Origin of the sequence: Salicibibacter halophilus, from assembly GCF_006740705.1 — a bacterium.
Classification (GTDB): domain Bacteria; phylum Bacillota; class Bacilli; order Bacillales; family Marinococcaceae; genus Salicibibacter; species Salicibibacter halophilus.
In genome coordinates, this window is the sequence record NZ_CP035485.1 from 2778640 (window position 1) to 2798417 (window position 19778).

General features: G+C 46.1%; 19 protein-coding genes and 1 pseudogene. 14 read left to right on the plus strand and 6 right to left on the minus strand.

Annotated features, from left to right (window positions below):
* Positions 1-61: 61 nt before the first annotated feature.
* From EPH95_RS13600 to EPH95_RS13610, 3 genes are all read left to right on the plus strand, one after another.
* Entirely contained in the window at positions 62-874 is an 813-nt protein-coding gene (locus tag EPH95_RS13600) for a serine/threonine-protein kinase (protein WP_142090603.1), read from the plus strand.
* A gap of 76 nt (positions 875-950) precedes the next feature.
* The gene (locus EPH95_RS13605) at positions 951-1277 is read left to right on the plus strand and encodes a nucleoside triphosphate pyrophosphohydrolase (protein WP_142090604.1); all 327 of its coding nucleotides are present in this window, start codon (positions 951-953) and stop codon (positions 1275-1277) included.
* The gene (locus tag EPH95_RS13610; protein ID WP_142091619.1) at positions 1270-3678 is read left to right on the plus strand and encodes a DEAD/DEAH box helicase family protein; all 2409 of its coding nucleotides are present in this window, start codon (positions 1270-1272) and stop codon (positions 3676-3678) included. Before EPH95_RS13605 ends, EPH95_RS13610 begins: the two co-directional genes overlap by 8 nt.
* 432 nt (positions 3679-4110) lie before the next feature.
* On the opposite strand, the gene EPH95_RS13615 is transcribed toward EPH95_RS13610, so the two are convergent.
* On the minus strand, positions 4111-5319 hold the full coding sequence (locus tag EPH95_RS13615; RefSeq protein ID WP_142090605.1) for a choline dehydrogenase: 1209 nt from the start codon (positions 5317-5319) through the stop codon (positions 4111-4113).
* A gap of 160 nt (positions 5320-5479) precedes the next feature.
* Here EPH95_RS13615 and EPH95_RS18910 point away from each other — a divergent pair, with 160 nt between their 5' ends.
* The 7 genes and pseudogenes from EPH95_RS18910 (at position 5480) to EPH95_RS13650 (ending at position 11444) form a co-directional block, all read left to right on the plus strand.
* Positions 5480-5629, plus strand: coding sequence for a hypothetical protein (locus EPH95_RS18910; RefSeq protein WP_160141771.1), 150 nt, complete (start codon positions 5480-5482; stop codon positions 5627-5629).
* A gap of 236 nt (positions 5630-5865) precedes the next feature.
* On the plus strand, positions 5866-6225 hold the full coding sequence (locus EPH95_RS13620) for a YidH family protein (protein ID WP_142090606.1): 360 nt from the start codon (positions 5866-5868) through the stop codon (positions 6223-6225).
* A gap of 172 nt (positions 6226-6397) precedes the next feature.
* On the plus strand, positions 6398-7441 hold the full coding sequence (locus EPH95_RS13625) for an amidohydrolase family protein (RefSeq protein ID WP_142090607.1): 1044 nt from the start codon (positions 6398-6400) through the stop codon (positions 7439-7441).
* Between the two features lie 20 nt (positions 7442-7461).
* Positions 7462-7818 carry a Rieske (2Fe-2S) protein gene (locus EPH95_RS13630; protein WP_142090608.1) on the plus strand — a complete coding sequence of 119 codons (357 nt, stop codon included), beginning with the start codon at positions 7462-7464 and terminating at the stop codon, positions 7816-7818.
* 64 nt (positions 7819-7882) lie between these two features.
* The gene (locus EPH95_RS13635; RefSeq protein WP_142090609.1) at positions 7883-8782 is read left to right on the plus strand and encodes a glycine betaine ABC transporter substrate-binding protein; all 900 of its coding nucleotides are present in this window, start codon (positions 7883-7885) and stop codon (positions 8780-8782) included.
* Positions 8783-8818: 36 nt separating this feature from the next.
* A complete protein-coding gene (locus EPH95_RS13640) occupies positions 8819-9799 on the plus strand; it encodes an NAD(P)/FAD-dependent oxidoreductase (RefSeq protein WP_142090610.1) in 981 nt (326 codons plus the stop codon).
* A 176-nt stretch (positions 9800-9975) separates the two neighbouring features.
* A pseudogene (locus EPH95_RS13650) lies at positions 9976-11444 on the plus strand (amidase family protein).
* A 666-nt stretch (positions 11445-12110) separates the two neighbouring features.
* On the opposite strand, the gene EPH95_RS13655 reads toward EPH95_RS13650, so the two are convergent.
* Together EPH95_RS13655 and EPH95_RS18915 are read right to left on the minus strand one after the other, a co-directional pair.
* A complete protein-coding gene (locus EPH95_RS13655) occupies positions 12111-13304 on the minus strand; it encodes a M24 family metallopeptidase (protein WP_227004152.1) in 1194 nt (397 codons plus the stop codon).
* A gap of 104 nt (positions 13305-13408) precedes the next feature.
* The gene (locus EPH95_RS18915; RefSeq protein WP_227003915.1) at positions 13409-13561 is read right to left on the minus strand and encodes a hypothetical protein; all 153 of its coding nucleotides are present in this window, start codon (positions 13559-13561) and stop codon (positions 13409-13411) included.
* Between the two features lie 127 nt (positions 13562-13688).
* Between EPH95_RS18915 and EPH95_RS13660 the strand changes: the two genes are divergently transcribed.
* The 4 genes from EPH95_RS13660 to EPH95_RS13675 all read left to right on the plus strand — a co-directional run bounded on the left by EPH95_RS13660 (position 13689) and on the right by EPH95_RS13675 (position 16590).
* Positions 13689-13880: a hypothetical protein gene (locus tag EPH95_RS13660; RefSeq protein ID WP_142090614.1), complete on the plus strand. Its 192-nt coding sequence runs from the start codon at positions 13689-13691 to the stop codon at positions 13878-13880.
* A 144-nt stretch (positions 13881-14024) separates the two neighbouring features.
* The gene (locus EPH95_RS13665; RefSeq protein WP_142090615.1) at positions 14025-14867 is read left to right on the plus strand and encodes an ABC transporter ATP-binding protein; all 843 of its coding nucleotides are present in this window, start codon (positions 14025-14027) and stop codon (positions 14865-14867) included.
* Positions 14800-15579 (plus strand): ABC transporter permease, encoded by a 780-nt coding sequence (locus tag EPH95_RS13670; RefSeq protein WP_142090616.1) that lies wholly within the window; start codon positions 14800-14802, stop codon positions 15577-15579. Before EPH95_RS13665 ends, EPH95_RS13670 begins: the two co-directional genes overlap by 68 nt.
* Positions 15580-15597: 18 nt before the next feature.
* Entirely contained in the window at positions 15598-16590 is a 993-nt protein-coding gene (locus tag EPH95_RS13675; protein WP_142090617.1) for an ABC transporter substrate-binding protein, read from the plus strand.
* 247 nt (positions 16591-16837) lie between these two features.
* On the opposite strand, the gene EPH95_RS13680 is transcribed toward EPH95_RS13675, so the two are convergent.
* The 3 genes from EPH95_RS13680 to EPH95_RS13690 are packed head-to-tail and all read right to left on the minus strand — an operon-like array spanning position 16838 to position 19778.
* Entirely contained in the window at positions 16838-17668 is an 831-nt protein-coding gene (locus tag EPH95_RS13680; protein WP_227003916.1) for an SDR family oxidoreductase, read from the minus strand.
* Entirely contained in the window at positions 17655-18743 is a 1089-nt protein-coding gene (gene uxuA, locus EPH95_RS13685; protein WP_142090619.1) for a mannonate dehydratase, read from the minus strand. The genes EPH95_RS13680 and uxuA overlap by 14 nt, the downstream gene beginning before the upstream one ends.
* Positions 18744-18761: 18 nt before the next feature.
* On the minus strand, positions 18762-19778 hold the full coding sequence (locus tag EPH95_RS13690; RefSeq protein WP_142090620.1) for a zinc-binding alcohol dehydrogenase family protein: 1017 nt from the start codon (positions 19776-19778) through the stop codon (positions 18762-18764).

The window sequence follows — 19778 nt, forward strand, 5'->3', positions numbered from 1 at the left end:
ATGCATCATCAATGGTCTTTATTTGTGGTACAGTCGAAGAAAATAGCGGGGAGGGGCTAATATGATTTGGCATGAAATGGACGGCATTTCATTCGCATTGAAGGAAAAACATGATTTTCGCTGGTTGAAAAAGTTCGGAAAAGTATTTACCGTGTTTGATGATCAAGCGTCCGGAAATCTTTGTTTTGGTGTTACATCTACCGGTGGGAAACGGTTCATTAAGTATGCCGGTGCCCAGCCAATAAGGTATTCCGGAGAACCGGACGCTGCAGTTGAACGGTTAAAACGAGCGAAATTAAACTATGAATTTTTGAAGCACCCTTCCCTCATCCGACTCATCCACCATGAAGAAGTGAATCACGGCTATGTTCTTCAATTTGACTGGACAGACGGAAAGAACATGCGCCACCTAAATATTGATCATTTATCTTTTCAAGAAAGACTGAACATATTGGATACAATCTTTACGTTTCACACATATGTTGAGAAGAAGAATTTTGTATCGGTCGGTTTCTACGATGGAAGTCTTATTTATAATAAGGACGCCGGCAAGGTAAAAGTTTGTGATATCGACCATTACAAAAAGGCACCGTTCACCAATGAAACAGTACGCACCCTTGGTTCAAGACATTTTATGGCCCCGGAGGAGTTCCAAACCGGCGAAGTCCTCGATGAACGAACGAATGTCTATAGAATGGGCGCAGCCGCTTTTCTATTCCTGGGCAAAGACCCAAACCTAGCCGAAAGCCCCATCCACAAAGTCGCGAAAAGAGCCACAAGCACACAAAAAGAACACCGTTTCCAAACGGTCAAAGCGTTCCACGAAGTGTGGAATAAAGCCCTCGAAGTCACCATGGAGGTGTGGGGGTATTAGAACGTAATAGGTTTGACCGAGAAGCTTTTCGTGTTATGGCTCGTTATATAAAAAACAATTTGGGGATGAAAGACGAATGCCTAAGTACCATAAACTCGTTCGGGATAAGATCCCCGAAATAATAGAAAATCAGGGGAAAAAGGTCAAAATAAGGACGTTGGACAAGAAAGCATATCATCAAGAGTTGCGCACCAAACTGCAGGAAGAAATAAAAGAGTATCTGAATGCAGATTCCTCCTCTCAATCGATGGAAGAGCTAGCGGATGTGCTTGAGGTTATTCATCATCTTGCAGAAAGTCATGATGCTTCATTTGAAGATGTGGAAAAGGTGCGTAAAGAAAAGGCAGAAGAACGCGGGGGCTTCAAAGAGCGGATATGGCTGGAAGAGGTGCATGATGACTGATGTACGATTGTTAACGCGCCATCTCGGTCCGGCGCTTATAAGAAAAATGGAAGACAGCACATCCATTTGTATTCTTACTTCTTTTGTCATGGACTCTGGCGTGCGGTATCTCGCGCCTGCCTTGATAGATGCAGCGGAGCGCGGCGTTGAAATCAAGATATGCACCGGGGATTATTTGTTTATTACGCAGCCCCATGCACTGGAGCGGTTGTTAAACCTTCATTCGAACATCGAACTCCGTCTTTGGCAGAGTAACGGACACTCCTTTCATCCAAAAGCTTACTTATTTAAACAAGCAGATAAAAAATATACTTACATAGGTTCATCGAATTTGTCCCATTCTGCATTAAATCACGGGGTCGAGTGGAATGTGGAAGTTGCTGATCGTTCCTTGTTCTATGAAGACGCGCTTGAACAGTTTACGAAAACCTTTTACGCAACGGAAACGATCGCGCTAAATGACGAGACGCTTCAATTGTATGAAGAACGGTATGAGCGTCATCACGCCCACCAGCCGGACACGGCTCGACAGTTCACCCAGGGGGAAGAAGCCGATTTAATGCTTCCGGAGATTGATGTTGACGACGAACCCGAGGTTATCCACGAACCACCGGCGACGTATGAAGTGGACATCAAACCGCGCTTTGCCCAAGTTGAAGCATTGGCTGAACTCGAAAAGACGATCGAGGAGGAGTATTCCAAAGCCCTTGTCGTTATGGCAACCGGACTTGGCAAAACGTATCTCGCTGCCTTTTTTGCGAAGCGCTTTAAAAGAATTTTATTCATCGCGCATTTGGAAGAAATTCTTCACCAAGCGGCTCATTCTTTCCAAAAAGTTATCCCTGCTTATTCGACCGGCATGTATAACGGCAAGCGAAAAGAAAGGGACGCCGACGTCTGTTTTGCATCGATTTTCACATTGAGCATGGACCAGCATTTAAACGAATTTGATCCCGGTGCCTTTGACTTAATCATTGTCGATGAGTTCCATCATGCGGCAGCTAAAACATACTCAAAAGTGCTTGAGCACTTCGAGCCTTCATTTTTACTAGGAATTACGGCAACGCCCGATCGCAATGACAATAAGGATGTCTATGCGCTATGTGACGGTAATGTCGCCTTTCGCTTCGATTTCCTGCAGGCGATTGATCGCGGCTGGCTTTCGCCGTTTCGCTACTTCGGCGTTTACGATGATACGGACTACAGCCAACTTACTTGGCTTGGCAATCGGTATGCAGAAGACGAATTGCTTGAAGTCCAGCTTCGCGATTCAATGGCAGAGAGAATCTATGATGCATGGAAAAAACGAAAACAGACAAAAACGGTCGCTTTTTGCTCTTCGATCCGTCAGGCAAATTTCCTTTGTGCATATTTTCAAGCACAAGGAATTTCGGCGGTCAGTTTGACCTCAAATTCCGAAATAAACAGGGAGCAAGCGATTGCAGCTTTTTCATCAGGAAAGATCGAAATTATCTTTACCGTCAATCTTTTCAATGAGGGCATCGACATCCCGGCTATCGACACCCTCCTTTTCGTTCGTCCAACAGAATCGTTGACGGTATTCACTCAGCAACTCGGACGTGGGTTGAGATTGAGCGATGGCAAAGAGCATTGTGTGGTGATTGATTTAATCGGGAATTATCGCAACGCGGATGTGAAACTAAGTGTCCTTGGCTCAGAAAGCGGCCGGAAAGGTTCGCGTGTGATCAAACCGGACGTTCCAAATGGATGTGAGATTGAACTTGATGTTAAGGTCATATTTCTCATCAGTGAGCTGAAACATAAAAAACAACCGCGGAAAGAAAGGCTTAAGAATGACTATATCGCGGTGAAGCAAGAACTCGGGAGGAGACCGACTTACCTTGAACTTCATCATCAAGGCCATTCATCATCCATTGAATACCGCCAAGAATACCGTTCTTATTTTCATTTCCTTTCGGCAGCTGACGAGCTGACAGATCGGGAACAGGAAATTTTAGAGCGTTACGATAACTGGATTGCAGAAGTGGAAAAAACCGGCATGGCGAGAAGTTATAAGATGGTTCTGTTGAAAACGATGTTGGATCGGGGCAAAGATGAGTGGATAAAGCCAATCACACGTGAGGAAAGCGCAGTCAGGTTTAGCCGCTATTATTTGGAAAAGGAACACCGCTTCAGGGAATTCGCGAAAGACAAAACAAGCAGCAAGCACTGGATTCATGATCCAATTAAAACCGCCAAAAAAATTGAAGAAATGCCTATGACAAAATGGAGCGCAAGCGGGGGCGACCTACTGAAACTCGATGAAGGCACATTCAGCCTGAACTTCGACGTACCGCCGGAAGACCGAGAAGCGTTATATGAAATAACAAAAGAAATCTGTGAATATCGCTTGCATTGGTATTTTGAGCGGAAAGGATAAGGTTGGTGATTGAAGGTTAGTTTCAAGATGATGACCAGCCGTGTGTTGGACATGCGGCTGGTTTAATACTGGTGTTCTTTTTCCTTTGTTGCTATATCCATAATTGCCTCTGATGGTTCTCACCCCACTCTGATAGGCGTTGTTGCCCCTTAAAAGAAGGTCTTATCACTCTGTGAGAGATGGAGGATTATTTTGCTTTTGTCTAGTTCTCCTCGAAGCAACTCGATCTCCGGCTGAGGGATTACCTCGCTCCTCTAGTTCCTCTCGAAGCAACTTGACCTTCGTCTGAGGGATTACTTCGCTTCTTCTTGACCCTCTCTCAGAGCAGTTCGTCTGCCGTCCAAGGGGGTTGCGCAGCTGTCCCATAGGTGGCAATATCACTCTAGGGATAGAGCACTAATCCATTATTCTCTCCAGGCTTGTGAACAACTTCTAAACGGTTTTCGGCACTTGATGAAAACAGCGTTTATAGATCCATTCGTAGTTCTGAATGGTAAGGTCACGTGGATTTCCTTCTGTTTGTGCGTCCTCATAAGCGACTTTTGCCAGATGTTCAGTCATTTCCGGGCTGACTCCTTGCGCTTCCAATGTCGGAATGTTGAGATCGTCCGCAAGATCGTACATATACTGTACTGCTGCTTTTGCCGCTTTTTCAGTGCTGATGTGGGCAGTGTCAATGCCGAATGCTTGCGCAATACGAGCGAAACGTTCCGGAGCTCCTTTCCAATTAAATTCCATTACTGGTCCCGTCATTGCCGCGACGCATTGCCCATGGGCGACAGGAATAATCCCTCCAAGCGTTTGACTCATCGCATGGGCGGCACCGGCTGATTCACTGCCGTATGAAAGACCTGCAAGCATGGATGCTTGCGCCATTCCGTAACGTGCTTCCAAATCTTCTGCATCCGCATAAGCGCGACGGATATACTTGGAGGCATATTCGATCGCCAATAGGGCAACTGCGTCTGTCACTGGTTGGGCAAATTTCATTGTATAACACTCGATTGCATGTGCAATGGCGTCGATGCCGGTCATGGCTGTGACATGCGACGGCATAGATACGTGCAATTCAGGGTCAATAATGGTTGCATGTGCCGCAATTAATGGTCCCCCGGCATTAAATTTCGTTTGGCGATCCTCGTCTGTAATGACCGCCCATTGCGTAACTTCTGATCCGGCTCCCGCCGTTGTGGGAACTGTGATAAATGGGGGGATGCGGTTTTCCATCTCTTTTTTTCCTTTAGCATCTTCGTAATCAAGAATTGTCCCTTCGTGAGTCACTTCGAGCCCAATCGCTTTTGCCGTATCCATCGAGCTTCCGCCCCCAACGGCCACCAAACTGTTACATCCCTCCTGCTGATAAAGGGAAGCACCTTCACCGATCAGTCGCGATGGAGGGTTTGGTTCCACTTTATTAAAAAGAACAACCTCAACACCTGCTTTCTCCAGGCTGTCTTCCACAGGCTTGGTAACTCCGGAACTGTAAATGGTAGGGCCTGTAACGAGTAGAACTTTATCGGCCCCAAGATTTTTAATTTCTTCTCCAAGATGACGAATCGCACCGATCCCGTGTTTAATAGCCGTTGGCATTTCAAATGTATGGTAGCCTAACATGGATTCAATTTTCATGTTCATGCTCATGTTTCATTTCCCCTTTTTATATTTAGGGTTTGCTGAAACGAAAAAATTCTTTCTGTTGCAAGGGGTTTCCCCTGATGTGTAGAAAGAGAAATGCAAGGAAAAATGGCCGCTCACGGCTAAACCTTTGCATTATGATCAACATGCGTGGGATGGCGCTGCAATGGCGAAGACTCCAGCGGAAAAACGGGCGAGCCAAGACCCCGCAGCGCTGATCTTGCGCGAGGAGGCTTGGCCGTTCGTCCGCGGAAAGCGAAGCCATGGAAGCGCCATCCCGCCCTTGCGATCAAGTTGTTCAGCAGCCCCTATTTAACCATAATGATGTTCGACTACAATATCAAACCATAGTTATGTCTCGATGAGCAACCGGGGGGATTTTGCTAGCTCTGTTGACATCGACACTCGGTATGTTAGAGTGACATTTGTATTCAATTTGTGTTAAACATTCCTAACAAATTGAACATAGGAGGGATTATAAGACATCGACCGAATCGTAGGAAAAACGTGGATGCTTATCCAAAGGCGACAACAAAAGGCGGATAATCTTTTATGAATGAGAGAAATGATGACAATCAATTAAAGTATGCCCAGCAGCATTTGGCCAATGAACGTACCTACTTGGCATGGGTGCGCACCGCCGCAGCTATTTTGGGCGTCGGATTTTTAGTGACCAGTCTGCACTATTCCATGGGAATATCGGAAAATTTACTGATTGTGATTTTAGGGATTTTTACAGGCTTGTTAGGAATTGTAACGATCATAATGGCATCCATTAGTTATTTTAAAAAAGAAAAACAAATCCTTAGACAAACCTTTTATCCATCCCATATGGTGATTTACTTCTTTTCTCTTTTATTGGTTATTCTTACTCTGATTGCAACGCTTTATATTACGCAGATATTAATCTAATAAATTGACGTACGGTACAGCAAACTGAAATTTTATCACTGAAGCTCACTGGCCTTCACTGACGTTCACTGCTTGTGCTAAATTCGTATATCTATCTCTCAGGAGATTTGTGAGGGCATAACACTTCATGATAAGTTATTGAAGTTGAAAAGAAAGGACGTGTAAATGTTTTATGAGTCTGATAGACACCGATATTCATGAACGTGTCAGTTATCATGAACTTTTTCCTTATTTAGATCAGCCTTGGCGAAGATATATTTCCGACTGTGGTTGGTTCCAAGAGAAGCATATGCCTTATACACAGCCAACCGTTGCCGGTGTGGACCGTGCAGATGCCCAAGCGCCAGGTGGGAAGCCTGCTGGAACAGACTTAGGGTTTATGCAAGAACAACTCTTGGACAGTAATGGTCACGAATACGGCGTTCTAACAGGTGCCCTGGACCCTTCCCCCTCCTCCATGCATGGATGGCACGAAATGGCAACAGCACTGGCCAGCGCGTATAACGATTGGCAAATTGACCATTGGCTTGACAAAGATTCCCGTCTTTACGGCTCTGTCCATATAGCCGCACAGAACCCTGCCGCTGCCGCTCGTGAAATTGAACGAGTGGGAAGCCACCCAAAGATGGTTCAAGTTCTCCTGCCCATTGATGACATTCTTTGGGGAGATCCTTATTACCACCCTATTTATGAAGCGGCTGAAAAACATCAACTTATGATCGGCATGCATCATAATGAACCTCCTGTTCATTTTGGAAAATGGCCGAATTATTTTATCGAGTGGCATACTTTGATTCCAACCGCCCATATGAACCAAGTAACGAATATGATTTTTTCAGGAATTTTTGACCAATTTCCCGGATTGAAGCTCATGATGATCGAAGGCGGTTTTACTTACGCGCCGTTCCTCATGAGAAAAATGGATCAACAATACATTGACTTACGTCACGAAGTTCCATGGGTCAAACGGATGCCAAGCGACATTATTCGGGATCATCTTTGTTTTACCACCCAACCTTTGGAAGAAATTAAGAAGTGGGAACTTATGCAAATGATTGATCAAATGGGCAGCGACAAGCTCATCTCGTTCTCAACCGATTATCCCCACTGGGATTACGATTCTCCGGAACGGGCATTGCCCCCGCGCCTTGATGAGGATCTTAAAAGAAGGATCTTTTCTGAGAATGCCCGTAACTTTTATCCAAAACTTCCATAGAAGAGAGGAGCGATGCGACGATGCAGCAAGTCGTTGGCCAAATACAAGATCTCTCCCCGGGCGAGATGATGGAAGCAAAGTTTGACGGTCGTCCGGTCGTTATTTGTCGCGCTTCCGATGGGGAGTTTCACGCATTCACCAATCTTTGTCCTCATCAAGGGGCGCCCTTAAGCAAAGGCAAATTGTGCGGTGCTCCAGAGCCCGCCGATCATGTTGGGGAGTACAACTATTTACGCGAGGGAGACATTTTACGGTGCCCCTGGCATGGACGTGAATTTGATATCAAAAATCACGGACGTATGTTGGTAAAAGATAAGCAAAAACTCCGTGAGTATAAATTATTCATAGAAGATGGCAACATCATCATGTACAAATGAGAAAGTTTAAATGCGGGATAATTCCGCATTTTTAATGTGATTATTTAAAAAGGAGAGGAATTTCATGCGCAAAAACCCTTTCGTGTATGGTTTACTATCTGTTGGAATTTTGGCTGGACTTACTGCTTGTGGTAACGAGGGTTCATCAGCCGTCGGAGAAGAGGAAGAAGAAAATGATGCAAACGAAATTGAAGAAATCGTTGGCATTGATCCGGGATCAGGAACGATGGACATGGCTGAAAGGACAATGGAAGCCTATGACTTGGATATTGATCTAGCTTCAAGTTCAGAAGCAGCAATGATATCGGAATTAGAGGAAGCAATTGCCGATCAAGAGCCGATCGTTGTTACTCTCTGGGAGCCACACTGGGCGTTTAATGACTATGACTTGGAATTTTTAGAGGATCCGGAAGAGGCAATGGGTCAATCTGAAAATATCCATACGATGGTAAGAGAAGGTCTTGAGGATGACCATGCTTCAGCCTATCAATTATTGGATAATTTTCACTGGGAAATAGATGATATGAATGAGGTTATGTTAAACGCTAGAGAAGACGATGTGGAAATTCCCGAATCCGCTGAGGAATGGATTGAAAACAATCGGGATGAAGTTGACGCTTGGTTAGAAGGTGTCGAACCGGTTGAAAATGAGGAAGTCGAGTTGGCCTATGTCAATTGGGAAACAGAAATCGCATCAACGAGTGTCGTTGCGCATGTTCTGGAGGAAGTGGGCTACGATGTCGAGTTGACGTCGGTTGAAATGGGTGTGGCATTTGAATCCCTTTCTAATGGAGACGTTGATGGTATGTTGATTGCTTGGCTCCCTGTAGGCGCAGCATCCTATTATGAACAATATGAAGATGAGATCGTCGATCTTGGACCGAATTTGGAAGGCGCTCAACAAGGGTTTGTTATCCCTGATTATATGGATATTGATTCTATCGAAGATCTGCAGGAAGAATAAACCATTCATCAAAAACAGGATTGGAGGTGTAATTTAATGGAAAATCTTTATGATATAACCATTATCGGTGGCGGGCCTGCAGGATTATTTACCGCTTTCTACGGGGGAATGCGCCAGGCAAAAGTGAAAATTATCGAAAGCATGCCCCAATTGGGCGGCCAACTCTCAGCCCTCTATCCCGAAAAGTATATATACGACGTGGCCGGTTTTCCGGCAGCACGCGCTCAAGATCTTGTGGACGACTTGGTTAAACAGATGCGCATGTTTGAACAAACCGTCGTGCTCGATCAATCCGTAGAAACCGTCAATAAGCTGAACGACGAGACATTTCGAATCGAAACGGATAAAGAAACGCATTACTCACGGACGATTATTATTGCTGCCGGTGTCGGTGCTTTTCAACCCCGCAAACTCAAAATTGAAGAGGCCGAACAATATGAAGGCAGAAATCTCCATTATTTTGTTAACAATCTGGGCGATTTCAAAAACACAGACGTCCTTATTTGCGGAGGTGGAGACTCTGCCGTTGACTGGACGCTCATGCTGGCAAATGATGCAAATGTTACCCTTACGCATCGTCGTGAAAAATTCCGTGCGCATGAGCACAGCATCTCCGAATTGCAATCTGCCCCAGTCAGCACGCACACCCCATATGAAGTGAGCGAACTACGGGGCAATGGAGAAGAAATCAAGCAGGTTCTCCTGAAGGAGGTAAAAGGAACCGACCAAAAAGTGGTCGACGTTGACAACGTCATCGTCAACTATGGGTTCATTTCCTCCCTCGGTCCCATTAAAACATGGGGACTCGAAACGACGAAAAACTCCATCATTGTGAATTCCCGTATGGAAACGAATATCAAGGGAATTTACGCAGTCGGAGATATTACCTCTTTCGATGGCAAAGTGAAGCTGATTGCCACCGGGTTTGGGGATGCTCCAACGGCTGTCAGCAATGCCAAAGCCTATATGGATCCAGGTGCCCGGCTCCAGCCTGGCCATAGTACGCACATGTTTTAAGTTATAGGAAAAAACCAGAGTGGTACTTGCCATTAAGTAGGCGAGTGCCTCTCTTTTTTGAAATCTCCGCCCAAACATCTCTAATTTTTAAATAAGATCCGGGAAACCGTTTGAAAAAAATGAAAAAGAGGAAAAGGATATGAATATATAACTTTTCGCTTTAAAAGAGGTGCCCTATGCTTACTCAAAAGGAATACTTGTCGTTGGACGCGACGGAAATGGCGAATATGGTGAAAAATCGGGAGGTCACCCAGGCTGAACTTGTGGATGCGTGCGAGTATCGAAAGGAAAAAGTGAACCCTTCGCTGAATGCAGTTATTTACGATAGGTCGAAAGAGCAGCAGTATTCGTCTGGCTCTTTTTCCGGTGTCCCCTTTCTTTTAAAAAACATCTCTCAAACGATAAAAGGGGAGCCAATGACAGCAGGGGCGAAATTGATGCAAGAAAATATCGCGAAGCAGGACAGCTATTTGGTACAAAAGTTGCGTGAGCAAGGGTTTGTTTTCACAGGTTATACGAATACGCCGGAGTTTGGGATAAAGAATATTACGGAGCCTAAGCTTTATGGTCCTACGCGTAATCCTTGGAACGTAAACCATTCCCCGGGGGATCAAGCGGCGGGTCGGCGGCTGCTGTTGCGTCCGGGATTGTGCCGGTGGCAGGTGCGAGCGATGGTGGCGGGTCGATTCGAATTCCTGCTTCATTTACCGGAGTATTCGGATTGAAACCGACGAGAGGGCGTATGCCGGTCGGACCGGGAACGGGGAGGCAATGGCAAGGCGCGGCCATTGATTTCGTGCTTTCAAGGACGGTTCGGGACAGCGCCGCGCTCCTTGATAGCCTGCAAGTCTTGCAACCGGAAGCTGCTTTTCACTGGCCTCGGTATGAAGGAGTCTATGCCGAGGATATGTACAAACCTTTTGCGAAGCCGCTACGGATTGCTTTTTCAAATAAGTCGCCTGTAGGAACCGAAGTGGCAAAAGATGCAAACGGAGCGCTCCAAAAAGTATTAATGTTTATGGAAGCGGAAGGGCATGAGGTTGAAGAGGTCGATAACGGAATTGACGGCGCTGCGCTAATGGAACAGTACTATCTTATGAATAGCGGTGAAATGTCCGCGCTTAGGATGAGTATCGAAGAATCGCTCGGACGTTCGCTCACACCTGACGATATTGAAATCGAGACGTGGGTGCTTAGTGAAGCGGGACGATCGGTGAGCGCTGCAACGTTTACGCGAAGCTTGGCAGCCTGGGATGCTGCCGCGGTGAAAATGGCCGAGCTCCATGAGGCATATGACCTTTATTTAACGCCGGCCACCGCGTATACCGCACCCGAAGTGGGAGAACTCACTCATTCGGAATCGGAACGCCAACAACTTATCCGAGCCATCGAACGCAAAAAACGCGATCCGCTGCCACTTTTGTATGAGATGTTTTTGCCGAGCTTGATGTACTCCCCCTTTTCCCAGCTCGCGAATTTAACCGGCCAACCGGCAGCATCCATGCCCGTTCACATTGCCCAAAACGGAATGCCCATCGGCGTGCAGGCGATGGCGGCGAAAGGGAATGAGAACCTTATTCTTCAGTTAGCCCACCAATTGGAGGAAGCCGGGATTTGGGAAAGTAGCGTGCGTTTTGGTGAATGAGGCTTCAGAGTCACTGGTTCGGACACTTCCCGTCCGTATCTCTGAAAAACTGTCCGAACTACCCTCCTGTTCGGACAGTTTCCATGTGAATTTTCGAATGATTGTCCGAACTGGCCTTTGGTTCGGACAATCTCCATGTATATTCCAAAAAAATTGTCCGAACTGATCTCTAGTTCGGACAATTTCCTCGTACAGAGTCACAAATATGTCCGAACCGGCCGGCACCTGTTTCGGACATTTCCCGGTTTTTTCAGATCTTGTGCCTCGATCTTGAGGGAGGGATATTATCCCACGGTGATTGAGGGGCGTGTTAATGGTTACCTTCTCTTTTCAAAGGATCGGTATGTAGTATAATGGCAACGTAGCCAACGCTGTATGGGGATTTGGCTGCCACTCCCGATAGAAAGGGGGTGAGAATATTGATTGAGGCAGTCACCTTTCTATTCTTTGTATTGCTTGTGCAAGCAATCTGGGATAGAAAGAAAGTAAGGCGAGCCCTCAGAAAACTCGCCTTACGTGCTGCAAAATGGTTCTCGGATTAAGAGAACCGCAATATTCTTGAGGGGTGAAATTCCCCTCTCCCTATACAGTATTATACATGATAAGTTGAAATTATGCTATTAATCAGAGCGTGATTTTCTTATATGAATCGTCGACCATCACCGTTCACTTACAAAACAACGTCCGCTCAAAATCCGTCAATGTCTCACAGCCATTTTCCGTTACCCGAAATGTTTCGCTTACTTCGATGCCTGAATCTCCGATCCATAGCCTCGGGATCATGTGAAAGGTCATGTTCGGCTTTAGCACTGTCCGGTCTCCTTGCCGAAGGTTCGCTGTATGGCTTCCCCAATCGGGCGGGTAGTTGGAACCAACGGAATAACCAAGGAAGCTATCCATTAAAACGCCGTGTTTTTCCGCCACTTTTCGCCAAGCCGCTTCAATGTCTTCACAGGTTGCGCCGGGTTCAATGGTATCAAGCGCTGCGTACAGCCCTTCTACACACCGTTTGGCGCCATCTTTGATTTTGGTTGGTGTCTCTCCAATCGCGACCGTGCGTGACAGCGGCGCATGATACCTGGAAAAACACCCTGCCAGTTTTAAAATGGCAAAATCATTGGCGTGAAACTTCCGGTCGCTCCACGTCACATGAAGCGCGCCCGTATCGTCTCCCGATGGAATTAACGGGGCCACCGCCGGATAGTCGCCGCCAAATGCTTCTGTACCGGCGATCAGTTCATGATAGATTTCGGCAACGACTTCATTTTCACGTACGCCGGTGTTTATTTTTTCAATGCCTACGGTCATCGCGTTTTCCGCCAATGTCGCTGCTTTTCTCATATACTCAATTTCTTGATCGGATTTAATGAGACGAACCCAGTTCACGAGGGCATTTGCGTCCTTGAGTATTGCGTTCGGCAATGCGCGTTTCAAAGCTTCGTAGGTTGTCGCCGTAAAATAATACATATCCATTTCCACACCGATGGGACGATTGGATTTTCCCATGAGGTGAACGAGCCTTGCAAAAAAATCCATTGGATGCTTTTGATCGGAATGATAATAATCCTCCGGACAAGGAATGATATTTTTTTCATTCATCCAAGCCGTTATATGCGCGCCATTGACATCTTGATCTCTCCCGATCCACATTGGCTCCTCTTCATCAATGCTCACCGCCACGATTTGCCCGACATAAAACGTCCAGGCATCATAACCGGTGAGATAATTCATATTCGCCGGGTCGGTAATGAGCAAGACATCTATCCCTTTTTCCTGCATTCTTTTTTTTGTATGATAAAGCCTTTTCTTGTACTCGGACAGATAGAACCGGAAAGTTCTTTTGCCCCCTCTATCGGTAATAAGCGTCCTCTCCTCTGTGCCATTTTAAAACAGCTATATGATTTGATTTCCGTCTTATACCGAAAAAAACCTATACGGCACAAAAAATGTTGGGGGGGTTGTGATCAGGATTGCCGCACAAACTTGATCAATCGAATCACACCGGCAATGTTAGCGACAATGCTTGCGGCTATAATCATCAGCCAGAGTAATAAATTCATGTCCGGGAACAAGAGGAGAATAAACATTAAAGCGAATCCGGTGAGCATCAAAAGCACACCATTGCGAAATAAGGGATTAATCGGGCATCAGTCCTTCGTGCTTTTTACTTGGATTATAACAAACGTTTGCAAATCCATCGATCAACATTATAATTGTGGCAGGACGATCGTAAGGAGGTTACGTATGGCAGAGGAACAGAAAAATAAATTGTTTTCCTGGGTCGACATCGTCGTGATTGTATTGTTCGTTTTTCTGATCATTACGATGGATTTTGACAATATGACCATGATGAATTGGTTTGCGATTGTTATCTTTGGCGTTTATGTTCTTCTTTTCTTTGTAAAATTTTTTTTGGACCGAAATACGCAGCAATAGAAAAATGAGGATGGGGCCGCTGGCTTTCCATGCTCATTTTTTTATTAGAAGAAGTACAAGTTTCATTGACTTCTTTTTCTCATATAATATATAATCCTTATAAGTTTGGTTGTGATTATTTTTTAGTTTGCGAGGGGGATCCCTATGAAAGTAAATTTGGAGCAAGTAAATAAAACGTTTCCCAAAGGTAAAAATGATACGCTCCACGTCCTCCAAGATATAGATCTCAAGATTGAAGCCGGGGAGTTTGTTTCCTTGCTTGGGCCTTCGGGCTGTGGAAAGTCCACGATTTTGAATTTAATCGCCGGTTTGGACAGTCCCACTTCGGGTGAAGTGCATGTGAATGATAAAAAAGTAAAAGGTCCCGGAACGGATCGAGTGGTCGTTTTTCAGCAAGGCGGGTTATTTCCATGGATGAACGTGCTGGATAACGTTACATATGGCCTGCTTTTGAAGAAGATGAGCAAAAAAGAAGCAGAAGAGAAGGCAATGGAAGGATTGCGGATGGTGCATCTCGGTAATTTTACAAAATCCTTCCCTCATGAGCTTTCCGGCGGGATGAAGCAGCGGGTAGCCATTGCACGTTCCCTCGTTATGGACCCCGACGTGCTTTTAATGGATGAACCGTTTGCGGCACTTGATGAACAAACGCGGATTATTTTGCATCAAGAACTTCAAGAGATCTGGCAAAAGACCGGGAAAACGATCCTGTTTATTACCCATAACATTCGTGAAGCATTGACGCTTTCGGAACGAGTATTGTTAATGAGCACACGCCCGGGTGCGATTAAAAAATCTTTTAAGGTGCAGGCAGCACGGCCGAGGAACCCTTCCGACAGCGTACTGGTAAACTTGGAAAAACGGGTGATGAGCGAACTGGAAGAAGAGATGGAGAAAGTGCTGAAGGAGGAGTTTGGGGATGATTACCGTTTTAAGACGAGTGCTGTTCGTGATCGTGATCGTGACCATATGGGAGATCATATCTAAAACCAACCTATTCCCAACGTTTATGTTTCCTCCTTTGCTGATCCCGAATGATCCGGGCGGGGTCACCGTATTGGGAACATTTGTTGATGGGATAATCACAGGACAAATTATTGAAGCGACTAGCGTGACGCTCGGACGTCTATTGCTGGGTTTCTCGATCGCGGTTGTGTTGGGCCTTACGTTTGGATTTTTAATCGCCCGTTATAAATGGGTGGATGACACTTTAGGCTTTTTTGTAACTGCCTTGCAGTCGATTCCGAGTATTGTTTGGTTTCCGCTCGCGATCGTTTGGTTTGGGCTCGGAAATGTGGCCATTTTATTTATTGTTGCCATTGGAGCAACGTGGACAATGACCGTCAATTCCAGTACCGGATTTAAAAATGTGCCCAGTATTTATTTGAATGCTGCGCGGACGCTCGGATCTTCGGGCACGCATCTGGCACGAACGGTCATTTTGCCGGCGTCGGTGCCGCACATTATTTCCGGTCTTCGCGTGGCTTGGGCGTTTGCTTGGCGGGCGATTATGGCCGGGGAGTTACTCGGGGCAGCCGGGGGGCTCGGTTATCTTTTAGATATGGGGCGTTCCCTGCAAGCGATGGATCTCGTGCTGTCGATCATGATCGTGATCGGGATTATCGGAACGATCATGGATAACCAAGTATTTTTAAGAATGGAACGTTCCGTCGCGAGAAAATGGGGTCTCGGAACCTAAATGGAAAGGATGAAGAAAATGAAAAAAATAATGGCCGGTTTTGGCGCTTTTCTCTTAGTGGGGGTTGCCGGGTGTGGCGGTTCAGAAGAAGATGCCGAAGAAGTACGCATTGGGTATTTTCCTAACTTCACGCATATTACAACAGTCGTTGCGCTTGAAAATGGTTATTTTCAAGAAGAGTTCGGCGAAGATATCAATATTGAAACGTCCACCTTCCCGGATGGGAGCGCATTTATGGAAGCGATGTCCACGCAGGATTTTGACATTGGAACGGTTGGGCCCTCACCTGCAACGACCACGTATCAGCGGAATCCAGAACATGAAATCATTGCCGGAGCTGTTAACGGCGGGGCTGTTCTTGCCACGCGAGAAGGCGCCGGCATTGAGAGTGTCGAAGATCTTGATGGCATGAGTGTAGCGATTCCGACCATCGGTTCCACGCAAGACATCATGTTACGGGAAACGTTAAATGAGGCGGGGCTGGATGTTGAAGACTCCGGAGGCAGTGTAAGCATGGTGCCGCAAGCGCCTGCAGATACATCAACGCTATTCATTCAAGATGATGTGGATGCCGCTGCCACTCAGGAACCTTGGGGCGTGTATTTGGAAGAACAGGCAGATGCCGACATTCTTCTTGATGAAGAAGAATTTGCCTGGGGAACAGAATCTACAACGACCGTTGTGACTGCGCGTAATGCATTCACCGAAGGTAACCCGGATTTAACCGAAGATTATCTGCGCGCCCATATCCGAGCGGTAGACTTTATTGAAGAAAATCAAGAAGAAGCCGTTGATATATTTATCGACCATATTGAAGAGATTACGGGAAACGAACTCGACCGTGAAGAAACAATGGAAGCGAGCGACCGGTTAAACCCGACGTATGAAATTAACGAAGACGTCCTCCAAGACATGGCCACCATCAGCTACGAAGCCGAATACATGCAATCCGACGATATTGAAGGATTGGTGAATCGAGAGTTTTTAGAAGCCGCATTGGAAGAGGAATAAAGCATGAAAAAGCCCCCGGCTGAGCGAGTCGGGGGTTCGTTTTTGGGAAGTGCCAGATTGATCGGGGAAAGTGCCAGAATATCATGTAAAAGTGCCAGATTAATCAGAGAAAGTGCCAGAATATCAGATGAAACCGCCAGAATGTCGGTGCCATGTACCATAAAACTCCCGCGTCAGAGGTCTAATTTTCGTTTGTATATCTTATCAAACAAAAGCCCTGGGCTAAAATGCCTCGGGGCGTTTTCAATTATACACCTGAATAAGCCATGAACCCACCGTCAACCGGCACTGTGATTCCTGTCACGAAACGTGAGCTTTCTTCATCTGCCAACCAAAGGAGTGTTCCGAGAAGGTCTTCTGGATCCCCAAACCTACCCATGGGCGTGTGCGAGATAATCTTTTTCGCTCGAGCGGTTAGTTCCCCGTCCTCGGTCGTTAAGAGAGAACGGTTTTGATCGGTTAGAAAGAAACCGGGAGCGATGGCATTCACGCGGATACCTGCATCGGCAAAGTGTACGGCAAGCCATTGGGTCAAGTTTTCAATCGCTGCTTTAGCGCCACTATAGGCGGGGACTTTTGTCATCGGGGAAGGGGCGCTCATGGAAGAGATGTTAATGATCGTTGCCCCTTTCTGCTGAGGCATGTCTTTTGCAAACATTTGCGTCGGCAGTATAGTGCCTAGCAAATTTAACTTAAAGACATGGTCAAAACCAGTCATTGTCATGTCGAAAAAGCTTCTGATTGAGTCATTTTCGATATCTTCAGCGGAAAACGTTTCCTTTGACGTTGTTGCCTCTGGATGATTGCCTCCGGCACCGTTTATCAATAAATGGCAAGGACCAAGCTCAGCATTCACTTGGTCACGAGCTCGCCATACACTTTCCTCATTTAAAACATCGCAGGGGACGGACATAGCTACTCCGCCTTCCCTCTTGATGGTGTCGGCAATATCTTGTCCTTTTTTAGCGGTTCGATTAAGGATGGCAACTTTCATGCCCCGACGGGATAGTTCCTTAGCCATTGCACTGCAGAGCACGCCGCTTCCACCGGTGACCACAGCGACTTTATTTTTCAACATCTGTCTCATCCCCTTTTTCAGCTAAATCATAGGCATCCCAAAGTCCCCACAGGTGCATGATTCCGAGTGCACGATCATATAGTCCATACCCTGGTCGGGGTCTCTCTCCCCAAATATGCCTGCCGTGATCCGGACGGACATAGCCCGTGAAATCATTTTCATGATAAGCTTTTACAATATCGGCAATATCAACGGAACCGTCTCTACTGCGATGGGACGTTTCAATGAAATCCCCGTTTTCGCGAACGTTAACATTACGAATGTGAGCGAAAGGGATACGATCATGATATCTGCGTATAAGGCCTGCGATATCATTTTCCGGATTTGCACCGAGTGAACCGCTACACAATGTAATCCCATGAGCAGGGCTGTCCGATAGAGATAAAAATCGATCAACATTCGCTTCGCTCGTAATTATTCTTGGCAGACCGAATACAGACCATGGTGGATCGTCAGGATGAATGGCCATTTGAATATCATGTTGATCCGCGACTGGCAACACTTCCTCAAGGAAATATTGCAAGTTGTTCCAAAGGTCTTCTTCAGTCATGCCCCGGTAGCCATCAAACAATCGTTCAAGGTCTTTTAACCTTTCCGGTTCCCATCCGGGCATTGTATATTCCGAGTTACTCGTCGTTTGGTTTACGAGCTCCCTTGGATCCATGCCCTCGACTTTTTCATTTTCATAAAAAAGGGCAGTAGAGCCATCTTCCATTTCTTTAAATAAATCCGTGCGTGTCCAATCGAATACAGGCATAAAGTTGTAGCAAATAACCTTAGCGCCGGCGGCAGCAACATTTTTAATGCTTTGCTTGTAATTTTCAATGTAGTGATCGCGCGATGGGAGCCCGAGTTTAATGTCTTCATGGACGTTAATGCTTTCCACAACGTCAATATGAAAGCCGTGTTCTTCCGCCTGTTTTTTTACTTCCATCACTTCGTCAAGTGGCCAAACCTCTCCGGCTTCGCGATCATGCAATGCCCAAACGACGCCTTCGACGCCGGGGATTTGCTTGATTTGCTCTAATGTTACGGAGTCGTTATTTTTTCCGAACCAGCGAAATACCATGCGCATATACGGTACACCTCTTTGCTAAAAAGTAAGCACGATTTTTCGTGCCTCTTTGTTTGGGTTTTCCAGTAATTCAAAAGCATCTTTGACTTCATGGAAGGGGAATGTGTGGGAAATCATTGCTTCCGGGTTGATATCCCCACTATTCATTTGTTGAATGACTGCTTTAAATTGATTTGTTTGCAAACGCGATCCCGTGATGGTTAGCTCTTTTTTTGTCAATAAAAAAGAGGGAATGGACGATGGTTGTTCGTTAAAACCGAGCGTAACGATATTTCCTGCTATGGAAGCTAAGGTGACTGCTTGTTCAAATGTCTCCGCTGTACCAACCGCATCAATTACGACATTGGCAAGTTCTTGATCGGTTTTATCTGCAACCACCTTTTCAAGATCTTCTTCTCTCGGGTTAAGCAGGTAATCGGCGCCAATGCTTTTGGCATAGTCAAGCCGCTCCTGGTTAAAATCGGAGATAAATGTTGTTGCTCCATGTTCTTTTGCCATGAGTAGACAGCTCAGACCTGTTGGACCGGCACCCATGATTAGGACTGTATCTCCTTTTTGAACGTTCCCTCGCATAGTTGCTTGTGCACCTATCGTCATCGGCTCGGCCAATGCCGCTGCTTCAAAAGAGACGTGGCTGCTGACCTTATGCCATTTGTCTTCGGGGGCGACCATGAATTCTCTCATTCCGCCATCTTGGTGCACCCCGAATACTTCCAGATTCACACATACATTTGGGCGCCCTTGGCGACAGGCATAGCAACTACCGCAGTAGGAGATCGGTTCTAACGAGACCCGATCCCCAGGTTTGAACGTACTTACCCCGCTTCCGACAGATTCTATTTCCCCTGAGACTTCATGCCCGATCACTCTCGGATATACAGTGAAAGGGTTGCTGCCATGATAAATGTGCATATCCGATCCACAAATTCCGACTGCTTTGATATTGACAAGTACATCATCCGAGCGCTCGATTTCAGGCTTGCGTTTTTTTACAATATCGAGACTCCCCGGTTCAAACACTTGAATGGCTTGCAT

Bases quoted from the DNA above. Each gene is read 5' to 3' on its own strand.
- EPH95_RS13600 (WP_142090603.1), top strand. From the start codon at position 62: ATGATTTGGCATGAAATGGACGGCATTTCATTCGCATTGAAGGAAAAA.
- EPH95_RS13605 (WP_142090604.1), top strand. From the start codon at position 951: ATGCCTAAGTACCATAAACTCGTTCGGGATAAGATCCCCGAAATAATA.
- EPH95_RS13610 (WP_142091619.1), top strand. From the start codon at position 1,270: ATGACTGATGTACGATTGTTAACGCGCCATCTCGGTCCGGCGCTTATA.
- EPH95_RS13615 (WP_142090605.1), bottom strand. From the start codon at position 5,319: ATGAGCATGAACATGAAAATTGAATCCATGTTAGGCTACCATACATTT.
- EPH95_RS18910 (WP_160141771.1), top strand. From the start codon at position 5,480: ATGGCGAAGACTCCAGCGGAAAAACGGGCGAGCCAAGACCCCGCAGCG.
- EPH95_RS13620 (WP_142090606.1), top strand. From the start codon at position 5,866: ATGAATGAGAGAAATGATGACAATCAATTAAAGTATGCCCAGCAGCAT.
- EPH95_RS13625 (WP_142090607.1), top strand. From the start codon at position 6,398: ATGAGTCTGATAGACACCGATATTCATGAACGTGTCAGTTATCATGAA.
- EPH95_RS13630 (WP_142090608.1), top strand. From the start codon at position 7,462: ATGCAGCAAGTCGTTGGCCAAATACAAGATCTCTCCCCGGGCGAGATG.
- EPH95_RS13635 (WP_142090609.1), top strand. From the start codon at position 7,883: ATGCGCAAAAACCCTTTCGTGTATGGTTTACTATCTGTTGGAATTTTG.
- EPH95_RS13640 (WP_142090610.1), top strand. From the start codon at position 8,819: ATGGAAAATCTTTATGATATAACCATTATCGGTGGCGGGCCTGCAGGA.
- EPH95_RS13660 (WP_142090614.1), top strand. From the start codon at position 13,689: ATGGCAGAGGAACAGAAAAATAAATTGTTTTCCTGGGTCGACATCGTC.
- EPH95_RS13665 (WP_142090615.1), top strand. From the start codon at position 14,025: ATGAAAGTAAATTTGGAGCAAGTAAATAAAACGTTTCCCAAAGGTAAA.
- EPH95_RS13670 (WP_142090616.1), top strand. From the start codon at position 14,800: ATGATTACCGTTTTAAGACGAGTGCTGTTCGTGATCGTGATCGTGACC.
- EPH95_RS13675 (WP_142090617.1), top strand. From the start codon at position 15,598: ATGAAAAAAATAATGGCCGGTTTTGGCGCTTTTCTCTTAGTGGGGGTT.
- EPH95_RS13680 (WP_227003916.1), bottom strand. From the start codon at position 17,668: ATGTTGAAAAATAAAGTCGCTGTGGTCACCGGTGGAAGCGGCGTGCTC.
- uxuA (WP_142090619.1), bottom strand. From the start codon at position 18,743: ATGCGCATGGTATTTCGCTGGTTCGGAAAAAATAACGACTCCGTAACA.
- EPH95_RS13690 (WP_142090620.1), bottom strand. From the start codon at position 19,778: ATGCAAGCCATTCAAGTGTTTGAACCGGGGAGTCTCGATATTGTAAAA.